The sequence below is a fragment of the Treponema sp. SP13 genome, assembly GCF_050938355.1.
Lineage (GTDB): Bacteria > Spirochaetota > Spirochaetia > Treponematales > Treponemataceae > Treponema_D > Treponema_D socranskii.
The window spans coordinates 646,329-663,519 of sequence record NZ_JADOVM010000001.1; the positions used below are offsets into that span (position 1 = coordinate 646,329).

General features: G+C 48.9%; 14 protein-coding genes. 3 read left to right on the top strand and 11 right to left on the bottom strand.

The window, feature by feature from the left end; translation table 11 throughout:
• Positions 1 to 208: 208 nt before the first annotated feature.
• The 3 genes from IZU26_RS02900 (at position 209) to IZU26_RS02910 (ending at position 4,311) form a co-directional block, all read left to right on the top strand.
• Positions 209 to 2,473, top strand: a complete 2,265-nt coding sequence (locus IZU26_RS02900) for an Ig domain-containing protein (RefSeq protein WP_433276632.1) — start codon at positions 209 to 211, stop codon at positions 2,471 to 2,473.
• Positions 2,474 to 2,691: 218 nt separating this feature from the next.
• On the top strand, positions 2,692 to 3,537 hold the full coding sequence (locus IZU26_RS02905) for a pyridoxamine kinase (RefSeq protein ID WP_310822905.1): 846 nt from the start codon (positions 2,692 to 2,694) through the stop codon (positions 3,535 to 3,537).
• Between the two features lie 3 nt (positions 3,538 to 3,540).
• Entirely contained in the window at positions 3,541 to 4,311 is a 771-nt protein-coding gene (locus tag IZU26_RS02910; protein WP_310822907.1) for a histidine phosphatase family protein, read from the top strand.
• An 11-nt stretch (positions 4,312 to 4,322) separates the two neighbouring features.
• Here the strand turns inward: IZU26_RS02910 and IZU26_RS02915 are convergent, their stop codons facing one another.
• The 11 genes from IZU26_RS02915 to IZU26_RS02965 all read right to left on the bottom strand — a co-directional run bounded on the left by IZU26_RS02915 (position 4,323) and on the right by IZU26_RS02965 (position 17,160).
• On the bottom strand, positions 4,323 to 5,264 hold the full coding sequence (locus IZU26_RS02915; RefSeq protein WP_021330736.1) for a methyl-accepting chemotaxis protein: 942 nt from the start codon (positions 5,262 to 5,264) through the stop codon (positions 4,323 to 4,325).
• 16 nt (positions 5,265 to 5,280) lie between these two features.
• Positions 5,281 to 6,423 carry an FIST signal transduction protein gene (locus IZU26_RS02920; protein ID WP_433276635.1) on the bottom strand — a complete coding sequence of 381 codons (1,143 nt, stop codon included), beginning with the start codon at positions 6,421 to 6,423 and terminating at the stop codon, positions 5,281 to 5,283.
• A 227-nt stretch (positions 6,424 to 6,650) separates the two neighbouring features.
• Entirely contained in the window at positions 6,651 to 7,253 is a 603-nt protein-coding gene (locus tag IZU26_RS02925) for an IMPACT family protein (RefSeq protein ID WP_310822910.1), read from the bottom strand.
• A gap of 15 nt (positions 7,254 to 7,268) precedes the next feature.
• Positions 7,269 to 9,191: a DNA topoisomerase IV subunit A gene (locus tag IZU26_RS02930; protein ID WP_433276637.1), complete on the bottom strand. Its 1,923-nt coding sequence runs from the start codon at positions 9,189 to 9,191 to the stop codon at positions 7,269 to 7,271.
• A gap of 55 nt (positions 9,192 to 9,246) precedes the next feature.
• Positions 9,247 to 10,032: an IclR family transcriptional regulator gene (locus tag IZU26_RS02935; protein ID WP_021495539.1), complete on the bottom strand. Its 786-nt coding sequence runs from the start codon at positions 10,030 to 10,032 to the stop codon at positions 9,247 to 9,249.
• A 223-nt stretch (positions 10,033 to 10,255) separates the two neighbouring features.
• Positions 10,256 to 11,215 (bottom strand): D-2-hydroxyacid dehydrogenase, encoded by a 960-nt coding sequence (locus IZU26_RS02940; protein ID WP_310822914.1) that lies wholly within the window; start codon positions 11,213 to 11,215, stop codon positions 10,256 to 10,258.
• Positions 11,216 to 11,291: 76 nt separating this feature from the next.
• Entirely contained in the window at positions 11,292 to 12,086 is a 795-nt protein-coding gene (locus tag IZU26_RS02945; RefSeq protein WP_433276641.1) for an HpcH/HpaI aldolase family protein, read from the bottom strand.
• Between the two features lie 118 nt (positions 12,087 to 12,204).
• The gene (locus tag IZU26_RS02950) at positions 12,205 to 13,617 is read right to left on the bottom strand and encodes a GntP family permease (protein ID WP_310822917.1); all 1,413 of its coding nucleotides are present in this window, start codon (positions 13,615 to 13,617) and stop codon (positions 12,205 to 12,207) included.
• Positions 13,618 to 13,635: 18 nt separating this feature from the next.
• Positions 13,636 to 14,592 (bottom strand): NAD(P)-dependent oxidoreductase, encoded by a 957-nt coding sequence (locus IZU26_RS02955; RefSeq protein WP_433276643.1) that lies wholly within the window; start codon positions 14,590 to 14,592, stop codon positions 13,636 to 13,638.
• A gap of 54 nt (positions 14,593 to 14,646) precedes the next feature.
• Complete coding sequence (locus IZU26_RS02960; RefSeq protein ID WP_433276645.1) at positions 14,647 to 16,158, bottom strand: CoA-acylating methylmalonate-semialdehyde dehydrogenase; 1,512 nt, start codon at positions 16,156 to 16,158, stop codon at positions 14,647 to 14,649.
• Between the two features lie 51 nt (positions 16,159 to 16,209).
• Positions 16,210 to 17,160 (bottom strand): hydroxyacid dehydrogenase, encoded by a 951-nt coding sequence (locus IZU26_RS02965; protein WP_021330619.1) that lies wholly within the window; start codon positions 17,158 to 17,160, stop codon positions 16,210 to 16,212.
• Positions 17,161 to 17,191: the final 31 nt, after the last annotated feature.

A 17,191-nucleotide genomic window follows, 5' to 3' on the forward strand; every position in this document is an offset into this window, starting at 1 on the left:
GTCATCTTTAAAAATGCGGCATTAGCGTACGAGCACAGTCGGCATCGCTTCAAGCAAGCATACCGCTCGGTACGCCAGACAGCTGCCTGCAAATCATATCGCAAATCGCCTGTGAAAATTGTAAAAATATGTTATAATATAAGATGCCGGAAGCATTCGGCAATAGAAAGTTGCAACTTTCTGCAAAAGTTTTCAGAGGAGGTTTATGATGACTGTAAACAAAGGAACACCCATACTTCTGTATAGGGGGGGGGGACTCGGTAAAGGCTTTTTAAAAAGCGTACCGATTATAGCGGGCGCCTTGCTGTTTGCAGCTGCGTTCGTTTTTGCAAGCTGTTCGAACGGCAGCGATTCGGGAGAAGGAACACCCGCACCATCCGTCTTTGCCGTAAGCTTCGGCATAGAAGGCTTGCCTCCGAACGGTACCATTGAGGCAAGGGTAGACGGCACAATAATTATGCCGAACGATGTAGTACAAAAAGGCAAAACCGTAACCTTTACGGCAATGCCTAAGACGAATCACAAAGTAAAAGAGTGGAAGGTAGACGGCGCCGTCATAAGCAACACTACAAACACCTATGTCCACACCGTAACAGATGCGGTCGATGTAAAGGTGAGCTTTGAAGCCCTTCCTGCAGGACAAGCCTCGTACACGGTAGAGCACTATCAGGAAAAAGCGGACGGCACCTATCCTGCAACGCCGACGGAAACCGAAATCTTAAACGGTACGGTCGGAGCGTCCGTTGCCTATACGCCGAAAACCTACGAAGGCTTTACCTACAATTCGACTCTTACCAAAGTAAACGGCACCGTACAGACAGGCGGTACGATACACGCCGGCGGCAGTACCGTTGTAGAACTCTATTACGAGCGCATGCCTGCCGCGTACACTGTAACCTTTAGCGTGGAAAGCGGCAACGGCACGCTCGAAGCAAAAGTTGACGGTACCGAAATCAATTCGGGCGATACGGTCGAACACGGCAAAACCGTAACCTTTACGGCAATGCCTAAGACGAATCACAAAGTAAAAGAGTGGAAGGTAGACGGCGCCGTCATAAGCAACACTACAAACACCTATGTCCACACCGTAACAAATGCGGTCGATGTAAAGGTGAGCTTTGAAAGCGCCGGCGGCGAACGGATTGCAATTACCCGAGTGCGTGCAAAAACCGCCCCCCTCGTATTAGGCAGCCCGATACCGGACGGTCTTTCTTATACATACACAGACTATCTGCCTGCAAGCGTAGAGGGAGAGCCCGCAAAGCTTATCGCGAATAATTCTACGTACGGATGGGAAAAAAAGAACGGAACGGAATGGCAGGATGTTTCCGGTCAGCCTTGTACGGAAGGAATCTACCGAGTACAAACGCAAGTGCGCATAGACGGTGCTGAAAGCGCGCAATATATGCTTGCGCCCGACATAAAAGTATTTGTAAGCGTCGATGACGGTACCTCTTACGATGAATGGAGCGTTTCGAGCGTAGATAACTATGAGGGTTATTCATACGCATGGGTTATTTCAAAAGAATATCCCGTCTCAAGCAGCGGACATCTTGCGCTCAGTCAAAACAACGTAGACATTCCCAAATCCTATGTCGGAAAACCGATAACCGAAATTAATATAGCTTCAATAGTAAGCGGCGGTACGCTTCCGTATCATTTTACCCTTACTTCGGGAGCGCTTCCCGCAGGTCTTTCGCTTGACGAAAGCGGTGCAATTTTAGGCACGCCTACTGCTGTACAGCCGGGACAAACGGGAAGGATTGCACAGATTACGGTACGCGACAGCGCTTCGACGCCTGAAGAAAAGCTTATCGACGTCTTTTGTACGGAAGGCATAGTCGATAAAAAAGTCGTTACCTTTGCCGTCGGCTGGCGCGGAACCGCCCCCGCTCCGATTGAAGTCGATTCGGGGCAGTCGATTTTCGCTCCTGCCGCTCCCGTACCCGTCGATTCGAACTGGGCGTTTTCCGCATGGTGCGTTTCCCAAGATGATGCCCAATCCGGAACGGGTTCTTTGGGTACATGGGATTTTTCCAAGCCGGTAACGGATCATATGACGCTCTATGCGCGCTGGAGCGATAACCGCACGGCAATAGACGCGCTTACGGCGACGATGGAGGCTCCCGTATTAGGCAGAGCGATACCGGATACTATAACGTATACCTACAGTGCAGGCAGTCCCGCAAAACTTGTGAATTACGTCCCCTACGCATGGCAAGTATGGAACGGTACTACGTGGAAAGATGCGAGCGGCAATTTCGAAGCCGGGAAAAAATACCGCATAAACACACAAATGAGGATCGATCAGCCCGCCGGCAAAACGCACCGGCTTGCAACAACAGGTATTACCGTCACGGTAAACGGACAGGCATGGACGGTAGGTACCTCCGTGCTCAATTATATCGACTATAACTATAGCGGAGAAGTATATTCATACGTATGGGCTACCTCTCCGGAGTTTCAGTTGTAAAAGCTGCAAAAGCACATAACCGTGCACGGGAGGTGAACTAACCGAACCGCTCTCAAGTCGGAGAAGATTCCGGCTTGAGGGCGGTTTTTTTGTACGTGTACAAAATCGCACCGTTGACAGCAAAACACAATATCACTACCATCGTATGCAACAAAATCACAAGCGACGGCGTATGGAATACTTGCGCCGCGCAATCGTTTTTCAAAAAGGAAAATACTATGAAACGAATCATCACCGTACAGGATATTTCATGCGTCGGAAAGTGCTCGCTCACCGTAGCGCTTCCCGTCATTTCCGCAATGGGAGTCGAAGCCGCCATCCTTCCGACGGCAGTGCTTTCAACGCACACCGCATTCAAAGGCTTTACGTTCCGCGATCTCACGGAAGACATCACGCCGATATGCGATCATTGGAAAAAGGAAAAAATTTCGTTCGACGCGATCTACACCGGCTACCTCGGCTCTTTCGAACAGCTCGATTTGATGAAAAAGATGTTCGCCGACTTCGGCGGAAAAGACGTGCTCGTCTTCGTGGATCCGTGCATGGCCGACAACGGAAAACTTTATCCGGGCTTTACGCAGGAGTTCGCATTCGCTATGGCAAAGCTCGCAGGTCTCGCCGACGTCATCGCGCCGAATATGACCGAAGCGTCGTTTATGCTCGGCGTTCCGTACAAAGCTGCCGGTTCATACGATGAAGCGTACATCAAAGACATACTCAAAAAACTCGCAGCCCTCGGCGCAAAGCGCATCGTTTTAAAAGGCGTCGAGTTCGCCGGCAAACCGGGAAAGATCGGCATCATGTCCTACGATTCGGAAAGCGGCGCTTATACGAGTTACTTTCACGAAAAATGCGCGACGAGCTTTCACGGCACGGGCGACATCTTCGCAAGCGTCTGCGTCGGCGCTCTCATGCGCGGCCGCTCTCTCGAACAATCCTATGCACTCGCGGCGGACTTCGTCGTCGAATCGATTAAAGCGACCGTTTCGCACAAAGATTACAACTGGTACGGCGTCGATTTCGAAAGCGCTATCCCTTACCTCGTAAAGCGGCTCGGAGCATAACGGATGCGCCTACTGTTTATCCGGCACGGCGACCCGAATTACGATTTGGACATATTAACCGAAAAGGGAAAGCGCGAAGCCGCCCTGCTTGCAAGCCGCGTCGCAAAATGGCAGGTTACCGATTTTTTCGCCTCGCCCTTGGGACGCGCACAGGAGACGGCTCGAATCGCGATGAAGGACACCGGGCGCAAAGCCGAAACCTGCGATTGGCTGCAGGAATTTCATTATAAAGTGCGCGATCCCGAAACGGGCAAAAACAAAATCGCGTGGGACTGGCTCCCCTCTTTTTATACCGACCCCGCAAACAAAGCGCTCCTCGACGCCGACGAGTGGATGCATACTCCCGTCATGGAATCGGGCAATATCGCACAGCGCTTCGAAGAAGTGTGCGGCGGCTTTGACGGCATCCTCGCGCGCTACGGCTTCGTGCGCGAAGGCGGCATCTACCGGACTGACGGCACGCACTGCCAAAAAGGCGTATTCAACGATTCGATCGCACCCGTTAAACGATCCTACGACGACCGAACGCTCGTCTTTTTTTGTCACTTGGGCGTTATGTTCGCGATCATCGGCCACCTCGTAAAAATATCGCCAGTGCAGCTGTGGCAGGGCTTTTACGTCGCGCCGACGTCGGTGACCGCTCTCGCATCCGAAGAGCGCGTTCCCGGCACCGCATTTTTCCGCGTGCAGACTTTCGGCGACACGAATCATTTGCACGACGGAAACGAAGCGCCTTCGGCCGTAGGATACTTTACCGACGTATTTTGCGATTAATGCGCTTTCCCTCAACCCGCAAAAGAATCGGCGGCGATGCGGCTGTCCGCACCTGCAAGCTTTTCTTTGAGATACAGGAATATTTGCTGCAGCTGAATAATAAACGAAATACGATCGTTCATCTGTATCAGTCCCTGTATCTGATCGTCGCTGATCGCTTTCGCTTTCAGCCGGTTCAAGCGGTCGACTTCGTTGATATTGGCAATCGTTTCCGAAATGGAAGCGCCGCTCTCTTTTAAGCGCCCGACAAGCGTCGATATCGATTGAAAGGTTTCGCCGTTTCCCTGTTTTATATCCTCGATGTTTTTCAGCGAACTTTTTGCCGACTGCTGCAGCGTCACGAGTTTTTTTGTATTTTCTTCGTTCAGGGAAACCAAACGCTCAAGGTCGGAACGAAGGCGATTGATGGTTTCGCTGATTTTCCGCGACATATCGTCGGTATTGCTCGAAAGCTTTTTTATTTCGTTCGCGATGACGCGAAAGCCTTTACCCGCTTGCCCGGCATGTGCGGCTTCGATTGAAGCGTTGAACGCGAGCAGCTGCGTATTCATGGCAATGCTTTGAATGGCAACGATAAATTTTTCTATGGAAACTATTTCAGTGTTCAGCTGTGAAAATTGATTGAAAAAGAGGCGCCCGCTTTCTTCGATCTTTTGTACCTGCATCGAAATATCGGTAAACTGATCGAGCGTCTGTTCAAGGTTGTCGACGGTTTTTTGATTCGTACCGATCATACCGTCGGCGCTTTTACCGATAGAATCGCTTATTTCCGAAAGGTTTAAAAGCGTTTCTTCCTGCTTTTGCTGCAAGATGCGTTCATTTTCTATAACCGCGAGATTTTCCCGTTTTACCGCGTCGTCTTTTGTCGTATCGTTGCAATAGTCCATCAAAATCCGCAAAAGCTCAAGGCCGCCGTCCAATACCGCATCTACCGTTATATCCTGTGTGGCCATAAAAACCTCCCTATACTTATTCACCGATAACGATTGAAACCAAGGTCTGATTTAAGTACACTTTTCGGAACAATTCGCCGTAACTCGAAAAACCGCAGTACACGGGAAATTTCGCATTGTATATGCTCGTCATAACGGGCCCTGATTTATCTCTGGCAAAGAGCAGCGCGCGGAAAGCACAATTGATAAACATGACAAACTGAGGCCGTCGTATTATCGAGAGGATTTCATCGCACGTATTTCGTGAAATCTCCTCATAATTATCGGGCTCGAGAATATCGATAAGGCTGCCGGGAAGAACTCGCCCCTGCATGTTTACCGTACCGTCGGAATTGAATTTATCGAAAGCGGTGATAAAGATTTCATCGCCGATTCGCCTTCCCAGCGGATGATCGAAGGTCACGTCGCCGACGCCGCTTTCGGGACATCCGACCGCTGCGGCATATTCTTTTTTCGGTGAAGAATAATTCATCGTCCGTATCAGACGGCGGGCGACATCCGCTTGCGTAACGGTAACTTGCTTTCCGTTCGGTTTATAGATATTTTCTTTTCTGATATCGAATTTGAGCGACGTATTAAAAAATAAAATAACCGCTCCGTCCGAAACGACGTCTCCGTTGTAACTCACATAGGTTTTTATAAAGCGTAAATCGTCGCCCGCACCGCCGCCGGCGATAATAAATTTATCGTTCGGCACGACTGCGTAAAATACGGAAAGCAGCGCTTCTTCCGCATGGCAGATACCGTTCACAAAAGCAAGCGCAAAAGCGTGCGTGTGGCAGGCGGGATCGTTTGCATCGATACCGCATCTGTTCATCGCGGACAAAATTTTCGTTTTGTGAATAATCGGAAACTTATTTACGGCGTCGAGCAATACCCCTGCGAAACGTATTTCGGAACCGCTGACGGCAGTCAGCACGATAGAGTGATTCGTGAACCCTTTCATGGAAATTTCGCCGCACGTCGTCGTTCCGATAACCTCCGCATCGGGAAAACGCGCCTTTATTTCGGCCGAAAGAGCCGAAAAATCATAAATCGAGCTCGCAAAAAAAATTACCGCACCGTATACCGAAAACGGCGCCTGCAGCGATCGACACAGATCGTTTACAACCTCGTGTATATCGCCTGTAATCGCTGTGCTTACAACTTCTTGTTTCATACTGCACCATCCTGTACGCTTGGTATGGGTATCACCCTGTTTTCAATAATAGTTCGATAATCGAAAAATAGCAATGCAAAACGGTAATCCGCATGAATGTATGCTGCCGCTCTTTCCGTCGACAATCGGTTAAAAAACCGCAGACCTTCATATGCCGAAGCACCTATGTATTTTACCGGTGCGACAAAACGCGGCTCCATCACGGGTATATGCCGTCGATCGTACATTCATCCGTGCACCAAAACCGCACCTCCGCTCGCATCGCGGAGCGCATCTGAGAATTTCCGCAATTCGCCGCTTTCGATTTCTCCGCTTACGCTTACCGCCGATTCGAAGCGTTCTGCAACATCGAAAAGCCGGAATTCTTTCATAATGCGTCGAAGCTTTTCGTAGGCGGCATACGAAGCGGTAAACGAAAAGCGTGTTTTTTCGATAAGTTCCGAAAAGACACCAAGACTCTCGGCTTTTTCGATAACCGCCTTTGCCGCATCCGTGTACGCTTTAACAAGACCGCCCGTACCGAGGAGCGTTCCGCCAAACCAGCGCGTGACGGTCAAAAGCGCATTCGTGCAGTTTTTCCCGCACAGCACGTCGAGCACCGGACGGGCGGCCGTTCCCGAAGGCTCGCCGTCGTCGCTCATGCCGCGTATTTCAGCCGAAGACCCCACGACGAAAGCGTGGACGACGTGAGAGGCGTCCGAGTATTTCGCTTTTTGAGATTTTAATAATTCGCGCGCTTCGCTCTGCGACGCACAAGGCAAAAGTTCGGCAATAAAGCGCGAATGCTTTACGAGCGTTTCAGAAACCGCATAGCCTGTAAGCGCATCCAAAAAACTTTTCTCCGCTCAGGCTTCTTTCGGAGGCTCGACGTCGACAGATTCGACTTCTTTCGAAGCTGCGCGCGTCCCCTGTGCTTTTAACCCTTTTTCAGGGAAGGCGGACGCTTTGAAGCTTTCATCGAGTTTTTTAACCCGCGCTTTTTTCGCATAGTGCAGCGTAAACGTAAAATTTTTCCGCGTATCGACATGGAGCACTTCTTTGCCGTCGGGCGCAAAAAAATAATCGCGGTTCATGATATAGCCTTCGACGCGGCATCGTTTAACAAAAACGTATTTCGTTTCGGGGTCGCGGTAGATGACCGTAAAGAGCACTTTTGCAAGACTTTCTTTGTCCGCAAGCCCGCACCAAAACATGCCCGGCCCGACGAAAACTTTTTGCGGAGAATCGGTTACGCTGAATATGCCGCTCCGTCTGACAAAGAGTACCCGGTCGTAGGGCGTAATTTTAAGCACTTCGGCGCCGCCCGAAACGCCCGTTCCGAGATAGCCCGACGTACCGTCGTATTTGAGCGGGATGTCGCGCTTGACGATTTCTTTGACGTCGACTTTTTCGATGTCGGCGATCGTCGTAAGGCGCTGCGTCTTTTCCGCGTCGAGCTTTGCAAGCAAGCCGTCGAGCCAGCTTATCGCATAAGCGGCAAGATGCTTTAAAAGCTTGTCGATTTCTTTGATGCGATTTTTCGCAGCTTCCACTTCCTGGCGGTTTTTGTTGATATCGTAAAGCGAAATGCGGCGGATCGGAATCTTCAGCAAGTGATCGACATCGTCGTCGGTTATGGGACGCAGAAGTTCTTTTTTAAACGGCACAAAACCCTTTTTTACCGCATCGACGACTGCCTCTTGCGTTTTCATCTGTTCGATATTTTTATAGATGCGCTCTTCGATAAAGATGCGCTCAAGCGTCCGCAAATGCAGCTTTTCGAATTGTTCGGCACGCTCGACGGTGAGTTCGTCTTTCAGTACGCCAACGAGCTGCTTTGCGTGAAATTTAATAACGTCGGTTACGGTAATCTGCATCGGCATATTGTCGCGGATAACGAGCAGATTGCAGTATATCGTCTGTTCGCATTCGGTATACGCGTAAAGCGCATCGACGATATCGGCGGCATACACGCCGCGCGGAAGCTTTATTTCGATGTTGACGCTTTCGGCCGTGTAATCGTTGATCGAAGCGATGCGCACTTTATTGTTTTTTGCGGCTTTTTCGATCGAGTCCATGAGCGACTCTGTCGTCGAACCGAAGGGCAGCTCGGTGATCGTAATCTTTTTTTCGTCGCTTAAATCCATCTTCGCTCTCGTAACGATTTTGCCCAAGCCGTCCTGATAGTCCGACACGTCGATGAGACCGCCCGTTTGAAAGTCGGGATAGAGCGTAAACTTTTCGCCACGCAGACATTTTTTTTCGGCTTCGATAACTTCGCGGATATTGTGAGGAAGGATTTTCGTACTCATGCCGACGGCGATCCCTTCCGCGCCCAAAATCAGTACGAGCGGCAGCTTTGCGCGGAACATAACGGGCTCTTTATTGCGCCCGTCGTAGCTCGGAACGTAGTCGGTGATCTTCGGATTGTAGAGGATATCGCGCGCAATGGGGCGCAGACGGCATTCGATATAACGCGCCGCGGAAGCCGAGTCTCCGGTGTAGAGGTTTCCGAAGTTTCCCTGCCGATCGACGAGCAAATCCTTATTGGCAAGAACGACGAGCGCCGAATAAATGGATGCATCCCCGTGCGGGTGATATTTCATGCACTGACCGACGACGTTTGCGACTTTGTGAAATTTGCCGTCGTCCGCTTCGAGGAGCGTATGGAGGATTCTCCGCTGTACCGGCTTCAGTCCGTCGACGAGTTCGGGGATCGCACGGTCTCGGATAACGTAGCTTGCATATTGGATAAAATTGCTGTCGAAAAGATTTTTTACGTATGCCATACCGTTTCAGTATACAGCAAATGCGGACTTCTGTCTTGCAGCGCGATACGGCAAGTTATGCCATATATCCCAAACACGAAGAAATCTGACGAGCGGTTTCGCAAATCATATAGATATTCGCATCCATCTGCTCTTTTGTAATATAATTTTCAAACGCGCTCATGCTCACCGCTGCGACGATCTTTCCGCTCGAATCGCGGATCGGTGCGGCATTGCAGTTATCGTTTAAAATAAGCTCTTCGCGGTCGATCGCATATCCCTGTTCGCGTATCTTCTGCAGTTCCCGCTGCAAAACCGCATAATCGGTAATCGTGTGAACGGTAAACTCTTTCAGCCCGCCGCTTTTGTCGATGATCCTCTCAAGCTCTTCGGGATACAATTCGGAAACGAGCACTTTACCCAAAGCGGAAGCGTTAAACGGAACTTTTTTTCCCGGAGTAAAATACGTTTTAATGATAACTTGCCCGTCGATCCTGTCGGTTTGCACTATTTCACCGTCGTATAAAACCGCCAAATTGATATTCGCTTCGGGAAAACGATGCGCAAGCATTTCCATATACGGAAGCGCGAACTTTCGTATATCGATTGAAGAAAGTGCACGGTTAAACAGCTTTAACACTTTAAGTGAAACCGTATATGTCCCCGCCGTTTCGTTTTTTATCAAATAACCGGCCGACGTCATCGTCGTAAGCAGACGGTAGGCCATATTGACGTTTATCTGCAGCGCTTTCATGACATCCTGCACCGTAAACGGATCTTCCTGTCCGGCCGCCATGTCGAAGATCGCAAGGCTTCGAGAAACTATTTTTACATTGTACTTTTCATCCTTATCGCTCATCATATTATGCGGAGTATACTGTTATTGCAGATAAAATGAAATACCGATACGGCGATTTTAGACATCGATTTCATAAGACAACACGTAAAACACCGGTAATCCCGCCGAATCCGATGCGTATCCACCGCCCTTGCCTTGTCGATCGACGGCGGACTTTCGCGCACGGATCATGAACGGCATTTCAAAATACGAGGTAAACTATGTAAATCCCACAAACGGCTTTTTATTAAGCGTTTACGATATTAACGGCTTTCCCCTTTTGAAATTGCTTTAAATTATCGACTGCGATATCCATTAAGCGCTGACGCGATTCTTTCGGCGCCCATGCGATATGCGGCGTGATAATGCAATTTTTCGCTTTCAACAGCGGATTCGTCGGCATTATAGGTTCGGTCGCAACGACATCCGTTGCATAATAATAAATTCTATCGTTATTAAGCGCATCCGCCATATCGCTTTCGTTTACCAGAGGACCTCGGGACGTGTTGATGATAATGACGCTTCGTTTCATTTTCTCAATACTGTTTCGATTTATCATCCCTTCCGTCGACGGAAATAACGGAACATGTAAAGAGATGACGTCCGATTGCTCATAGAGCTTTTCAAGAGGAACGTACGAAGCGAGTTTTTTGCCTTCATCGTTTTGATATTCGTCATAGGCTATAACGTTCATTCCGAAAGCGCGTGCGATCTTTGCCGTACTCTGTCCGATACGACCGAAACCGATCACCCCCAGTGTTTTGCCGGCAAGTTCGATCAGCGGATAATCCCAAAAACACCAATCCGCATTGGACGCCCAGCGTCCCTCATGTACGGCAGCGGAGTGATGCGCCGCATGGTGGCAGATTTCCAACAGCAGCGCAAATACAAACTGCGAAACCGCCTGCGTTCCGTATGTAGGAATATTTGCGACGACGATACGCTTTTCTTTCGCGGCTTGAATATCGATAACGTTATAACCGGTTGCAAGCACGCCGATAAATTTCAGCTTCGGGCACGCATCGATCGTTTCTCTCGTAAGCGGAGTTTTATTCGTATACACATAGGCGGCATCCCCGATGCGTTCGACGATTTTATCGGGCGGAGTACGGTCGTAAACGGTTAAAGCTCCGAGCTGTCCCAATGCATCCCACGACAGATCTCCGGGGTTTTCGGTATATCCGTCCAATACGACAATTTTTTCCATTTTTTTCCTCAAAATCACGCAGTATGGGGAGCCTCTAAAAACTTCGGTTTCTAAAGGCCCCTGCAATAATTAATAATTATTTCTTCGACAAAAATTCTTTCATCGCGGCGCCTTGCTGATTGATGAAAGTATCATACACTTTTATTTGATCTCCGAAACAGATATCTTTTACTCCTAAATCGAGGTAATACTGTACGTCTTCGATTTTACCGTATATTTCGCATCGCGGACGGACGCCGTGCTTCAGCGCAGTTTCAATCATTTTCCGTTCGGCCTTTTTGCACTCTTCTTTAAAATCCGCTGCGTTGTGTCCGTTGCTCATGGAAAAATCCGAGGGGCCGAACTGTACCATATCGACTCCTTTTACCGAACAAATCTCTTCGATATTATCCATCGCTTCGCTTTTTTCGATCATAAAAGCCAGCACGATATCATTTACCCGTTCTGCGTGTTCCATCTGCTTTAAGAACGGTTGATAACCGATAAAGCGCCGGTTCGGGTATCCGAAGCGGCCTCCCGATACAACCGAATCCGCTTTCATGGTTTTGACAGCCGCACGTACTTCATCGGCATTGTGCACATCGGTAAATAAAATCGCTTGAAAACCCGAAGCCGCGGCCTTTTGCGCAATATACGCCGAATTTTGGAAATCGACTTTAATCATCGTTCCCATATTCGAAAGCTCCGCCGCCCGCGCCATATTTTCCAAATCGTATTGCGAAAACGGCGAATACTCGGCAACGTACTCGACATAATCGAAATTGCCGCTGTTACCGACCAGTTCGATAAAAAACGGCCACGTCGTAGACATACGCGTTCCGAGTGTACGCCCTCCGGCACGAATAGCATCTCTCAATCGATTATTTTTCATATCATACCTCCATGAAACGTATTTTTATGCAATGTAAAATCGCCGGTACAATGTTAAACCGGCCGAAAAAGTTTTGCGTCAATCCCTCTCCGGCCGTTCAATATTTTATCGCATTTTTTCAAAACAGGCCCATCGCAATGAACAGTGCGGCAAATATAAATGCGATAAGTCCGCAGACGGAACCGAGAACGGTTATATATTTGAGCCCCTGGTTCGTCGTTAAATTAAACAGCGAAGTTTCAACCCAAAAACCCGAATCGCTTACGTGCGATCCGATCATCGTACCCGCCCCGATTAAAACGGCAACCGCAACAGGGCTCAAGCCCAATGTCGACATCATAGGCAGACATATTGCGGCCGCCGTCATACCCGCGGTTGTCCTTGAGCCTACTGCGATCATCATTATCGCTCCGATCATAAACGGAAGGATAAAGCTCGGAAAGCCGATGCCGGAAATCGCATTTCCCAGTTCGGGTATACCCTTATACGATTTGATAACCTGGCTGAAACCGCCGCCCATGGCCGTTACGAGGAGCGGAACCAAAGCTACGGTCAATGCATCGCTTACCCAACCGTTAGCCATGATAGCAAAAACTTTCTCTTCCTTTTTTCCCGTGTAATGCGCGTAATTTTCTTTTACGGTGCCGCCGTATTTGAATCCGACAAGGACGGCTATGACGACTCCGATAAACATCGCAATATTCCTGTTACCGATCGTCTGAAGCACATCTCTTGCAGCCATCCCTTCCGCCATCGTCATACCGGCAAAAGAAGCGAGGGTAATCAATATAACGGGCACCAAAATGGGAGCTGCGGCAAGCAATACCGGCGGAAGATTCGCATCTTTTATCAACAGGTCGCTGTAATTTTTGGAATCGACTTCTTCGACGCCGGCAATATAGTCGGCACGCGGTTCGATCCACTCTTTGGCTATGACGCCTTTCGTCAACAGCCACGTCAGCATAAATGCGATAAATGAAATGACGATCCCCCACAAGATGACCATACCCAAATCCGCGGAAAGCAAAACCGCCACCGCAAGGATTCCGGGCGTCGGAGGAACCATGGAATGGGTCAATGAACCGCACAGCCCCGTAAATCCTGCCATTGTCGACATCGACTTATGATTGCGCTTTGCGATCGTTGATGCAATAGGAGCGGTAAGTACAAGGGTGATATCTCCGAATACGGGAATCGACATGATATATGCCGCCAATGCCGTTGAAAGCTCCAGAAATTTTCCTCTGAATAATTTAATAAAAAAGTTGACCATGGATTTTAAGGAATTGGTATCTCTGATGCCCTGCGCGATGATGGAGCCGAAGATTATCGTCAACCCGATTCCGCCGAGTGTCGAACCGAAACCCTGGGTAAACGAATTCATAGTAGTGCTCAGATCGTATCCCAATCCCAAACCCGTAAACATACCGGATATAAAAAGAGCAATCGTCGGATGTACTTTTAATTTTACAATCAAAAATACCAGCAGTGCGACGGCTATTAAAATAACCGACAAAAAGTGCGCTACCATTACTGTCCTCCTTCTACATTATTTCAAAACTCCTTTATTGATAACGTTATCGGGTTTTTCCCCCTTCAGTACGCCTGCGATTCCGCTCAAAGCCTGATCAACCATCCAGAGGCGAGCTTTCATCGTCCCGCTGGCGACATGAGGCGTGAGTACGACATTTTCCTCTTTGTACAACCCTTCGTAAGGATGCGGTTCGTTTTCATACACGTCGAGACCCGCTCCCGCGATCACCCCTTCATGGACGGCTTCGCACAGCGCTTTTTCATCGACGATCGGCCCCCGTGCGGCATTGACGAGATATGCCGTCTTTTTCATAAGCTTAAGCTTTTCCATGTTGATAAGGTGACGATTTTCGGGAAGGTAAGGCATATGCAGCGTCACACAATCCGCATTTTTCAATACTTCGTCAAATTCCATATACGTCACGCCGTATTCTTTTTCATCTTCCGCCTTTGCCCGATATGTATCGTAGTAGATAACCGACATGCCCATTCCCTGCACTTTTTTGCATACGGCCTTTCCGATTCTGCCGAAGCCCAATATTCCGAGCGTACTCCCGCTGATCGCCGTATTGTGATTCGGAAATAACGGAGCGTACCATTCTCCCCTGCGCACTTGCTTATCGTATCTGGAAACGCCGCGCATAACGTCAAAAATCAAAACCGCCGTCAATTCCGCCGTCGCATCGGTTACGGCGTTCGGCGTATTTACGACGGCGATCCCCTTGGTGCTTGCATACTGCCAATCGATATTGTCATAGCCGACGCCGAAATTCGCTATCGCCTTGAGCTTCGTTCCTTTATCGATTAACGCTTTGTCGGCTTTGTTCCCCAGCACGAAGAGCGCGTCGTACTGAGCTACGCTTGCCGCCACTTCTTCATATGACAATGCCTTTTCAGGTACTGTCATATCGAAGTCTTTCGCATATTTTGAATATGCCTCTTTGGGAATTGGAGCTGTCGTTAAGATTTTCATTTTACACCTCCTGTAAAAATCCGTCGTTTTACTGACATATACGAAATTCGACGATTAAATCGTCCCGTCCCATGTTGAAACCTTTGTCGTACCATGTTCCGATTCGGCAAACCACCTCGATGTAACGGTTTTCGTTTCCGTAAAGAATTTATAGCCGTCTTTTCCGAGACAATGCAGGTCGCCGATAAAAGAATCTTTATGTCCCGAAAAGGGAAACATACCGACGGGAACGGGAATTGCAACGTTGATACCGACCATCCCGCCGTCCGTATGCCGGGCGAATTCCCGCGCATAATATCCGTTTTGCGTAAAAATAGCCGATCCGTTGGCAAACCGGTTTTTATTCATCGCCGCCAGTCCCTCTTCAAACGAACGGACTCGTTTTATGCACAATACCGGCCCGAAGATTTCCGCTTGTCCCACCGTCATATCGTTCGAAACATTATCCAAAATCGTCGGTCCCAGATAGAATCCGTTTTCAAATCCGTCCGGTTTGCAATCCCTGCCGTCGAGGACAAGCGTAGCGCCCTCTTTAATACCCCTATCTATCCAGTCGATAACGGATTGACGATGCTTGGCGCTTATGACCGGCCCCATATCGGTCGTTTTATCGTATGCCGGCCCGACCTTTAATTTTTTGGCTAAAGATACGAGTTCGAAAACCAACGCGTCCGCTACGGCATCGTGTACGACAACGACCGGAAGCGCCATGCAGCGTTCGCCGGCGCAGCCGTACGCCGCATTGATAATAGCGGCCGCGGTTCTTTTTACCGGTACGTCATCCATAATCAAAGCGTGGTTTTTCGCTTCTCCCTGAACTTGCACACGTTTTCCCGCCTGCGCCGCAACGGAATAAATATGTTTTCCGACATCGGTCGTACCGACAAACGAAACCCCTTTGATTCTGGAATCGGTCAATAATATCTCCGCTTCATTCCTCGAACACGTAACGATATTGAGCACACCGTCGGGTAATCCCGCTTCTTTGTACAATTCGGCAAAGCGGAGCGCGCTTAACGGAGTAACGGAGGACGCTTTTATAACAATCGTATTGCCGCACGCTATGCAGATCGGAGTCATCCATCCCATAGGTATCATCGAGGGAAAATTAAAAGGAGCGATTCCTGCAAAAACGCCCAAAGGATGTCGATACGATACCGTATCAAAGCCCGACGATGTATCCATAAGGCTTTCGCCCATCATCAAAGAAGGAGAAGCGATAGCCTGCTCGGTTCCTTCTTTCGCTTTTAACACATCGCCTTCCGCTTCAAACCAATTTTTTCCGTTTTCAAACGCCACCAAATGCGTCAGTTCTTCCATATTTTGAATAATCAATTCACGAAGTCTGTACAAGATTTGCGTGCGTTTTAAAACGGGCGTCGCCGACCAATCTTTATAGGCAGCATGTGCGGCGGCTACGGCAGCCGTCACTTCGTCTTTCGTACACTGCGGAATCCGAGAAATAACTTCTCCCGTACTCGGATTATATTGTTCGATATATGTACTCGTCTTCGACTCTACGAAGTGTCCGTTGATAAAAGGTTTAACGATTTTTACGTTTTCCATAAAAGCTCCCTTATTGATATCCTCTCCCATATTGTATGCTCTTCCACAAAATCAATTCGGTTGCACAATCGGGAATTTCGGGGAGCGCCCGCTCAAAACGTCATCGACGGCAATTGCACACGACATTGCCATAGCTTCTCCCGCTTCATCCGTCAGCGCGGCATTGTGCGGCGTCAAAATAACATTCGATAATTTCAATAACGGATTGTCGGCTTCAGGCGGTTCCTTTCCGAATACGTCCAACGCCGCCGACTTGACTTTGCCGCTCTTTAAAGCGGCGGCAAGATCCGATTCGTTGACGATTCCGCCTCTCGCACAATTAACGATAATGACACCGTCTTTCATTGTGTCGATAGAATTTTTATTTATTAAATTATCGGTTTCGGGTGTAAGCGGAACATGTACCGTAATGATATCCGCAGCTTTAAAAACATCCGCAAGAGAGTTTTGCCACGAAACAAAATCAGGAAGCGTCTTCGGCTTATAAATATCGTACGCAAGGATTTCCATACCGAAACCGTGCGCGGCTATTTCCGCAACCTTACTTCCGATCGCTCCCATTCCGATGAGCCCCAATTTTTTGCCGGAAATTTCCACACCGTGTACTTTATTTCTGATCGCAAAATTACCGCTACGGATTTCGCTGTCGAACGTCGAGAGCATCTTCGCCGCGCCGAGGATAAGCGCGATCGTATGCTCGGCGACCGATGTAACGTTAGCGCCCTTTGCAATCGTAACCCACAATCCCTGCTTTTTTGCCTGTTCCAAAGGCAGATTATCCACGCCGACTCCGTGCCGCGCTATGATTTTCAGCTTCGTGCCTGCCCGTATCACCTTTTCCGAATATACAGCCGTCCTCGCGATCAAAGCGTCGGCCGTCGGAATTTCCCGTAATAACGTTTCTTCATCAAAAGCGGGACCGACTTGAAGCTCATAGCCTTTTTGAGAAAGAAACTCTTTCGCTTTCGGATGGATATCCTGCGGAATTAAAATCTTATACATAATCACTCCTTTTCATTTTTTTACAATTTAT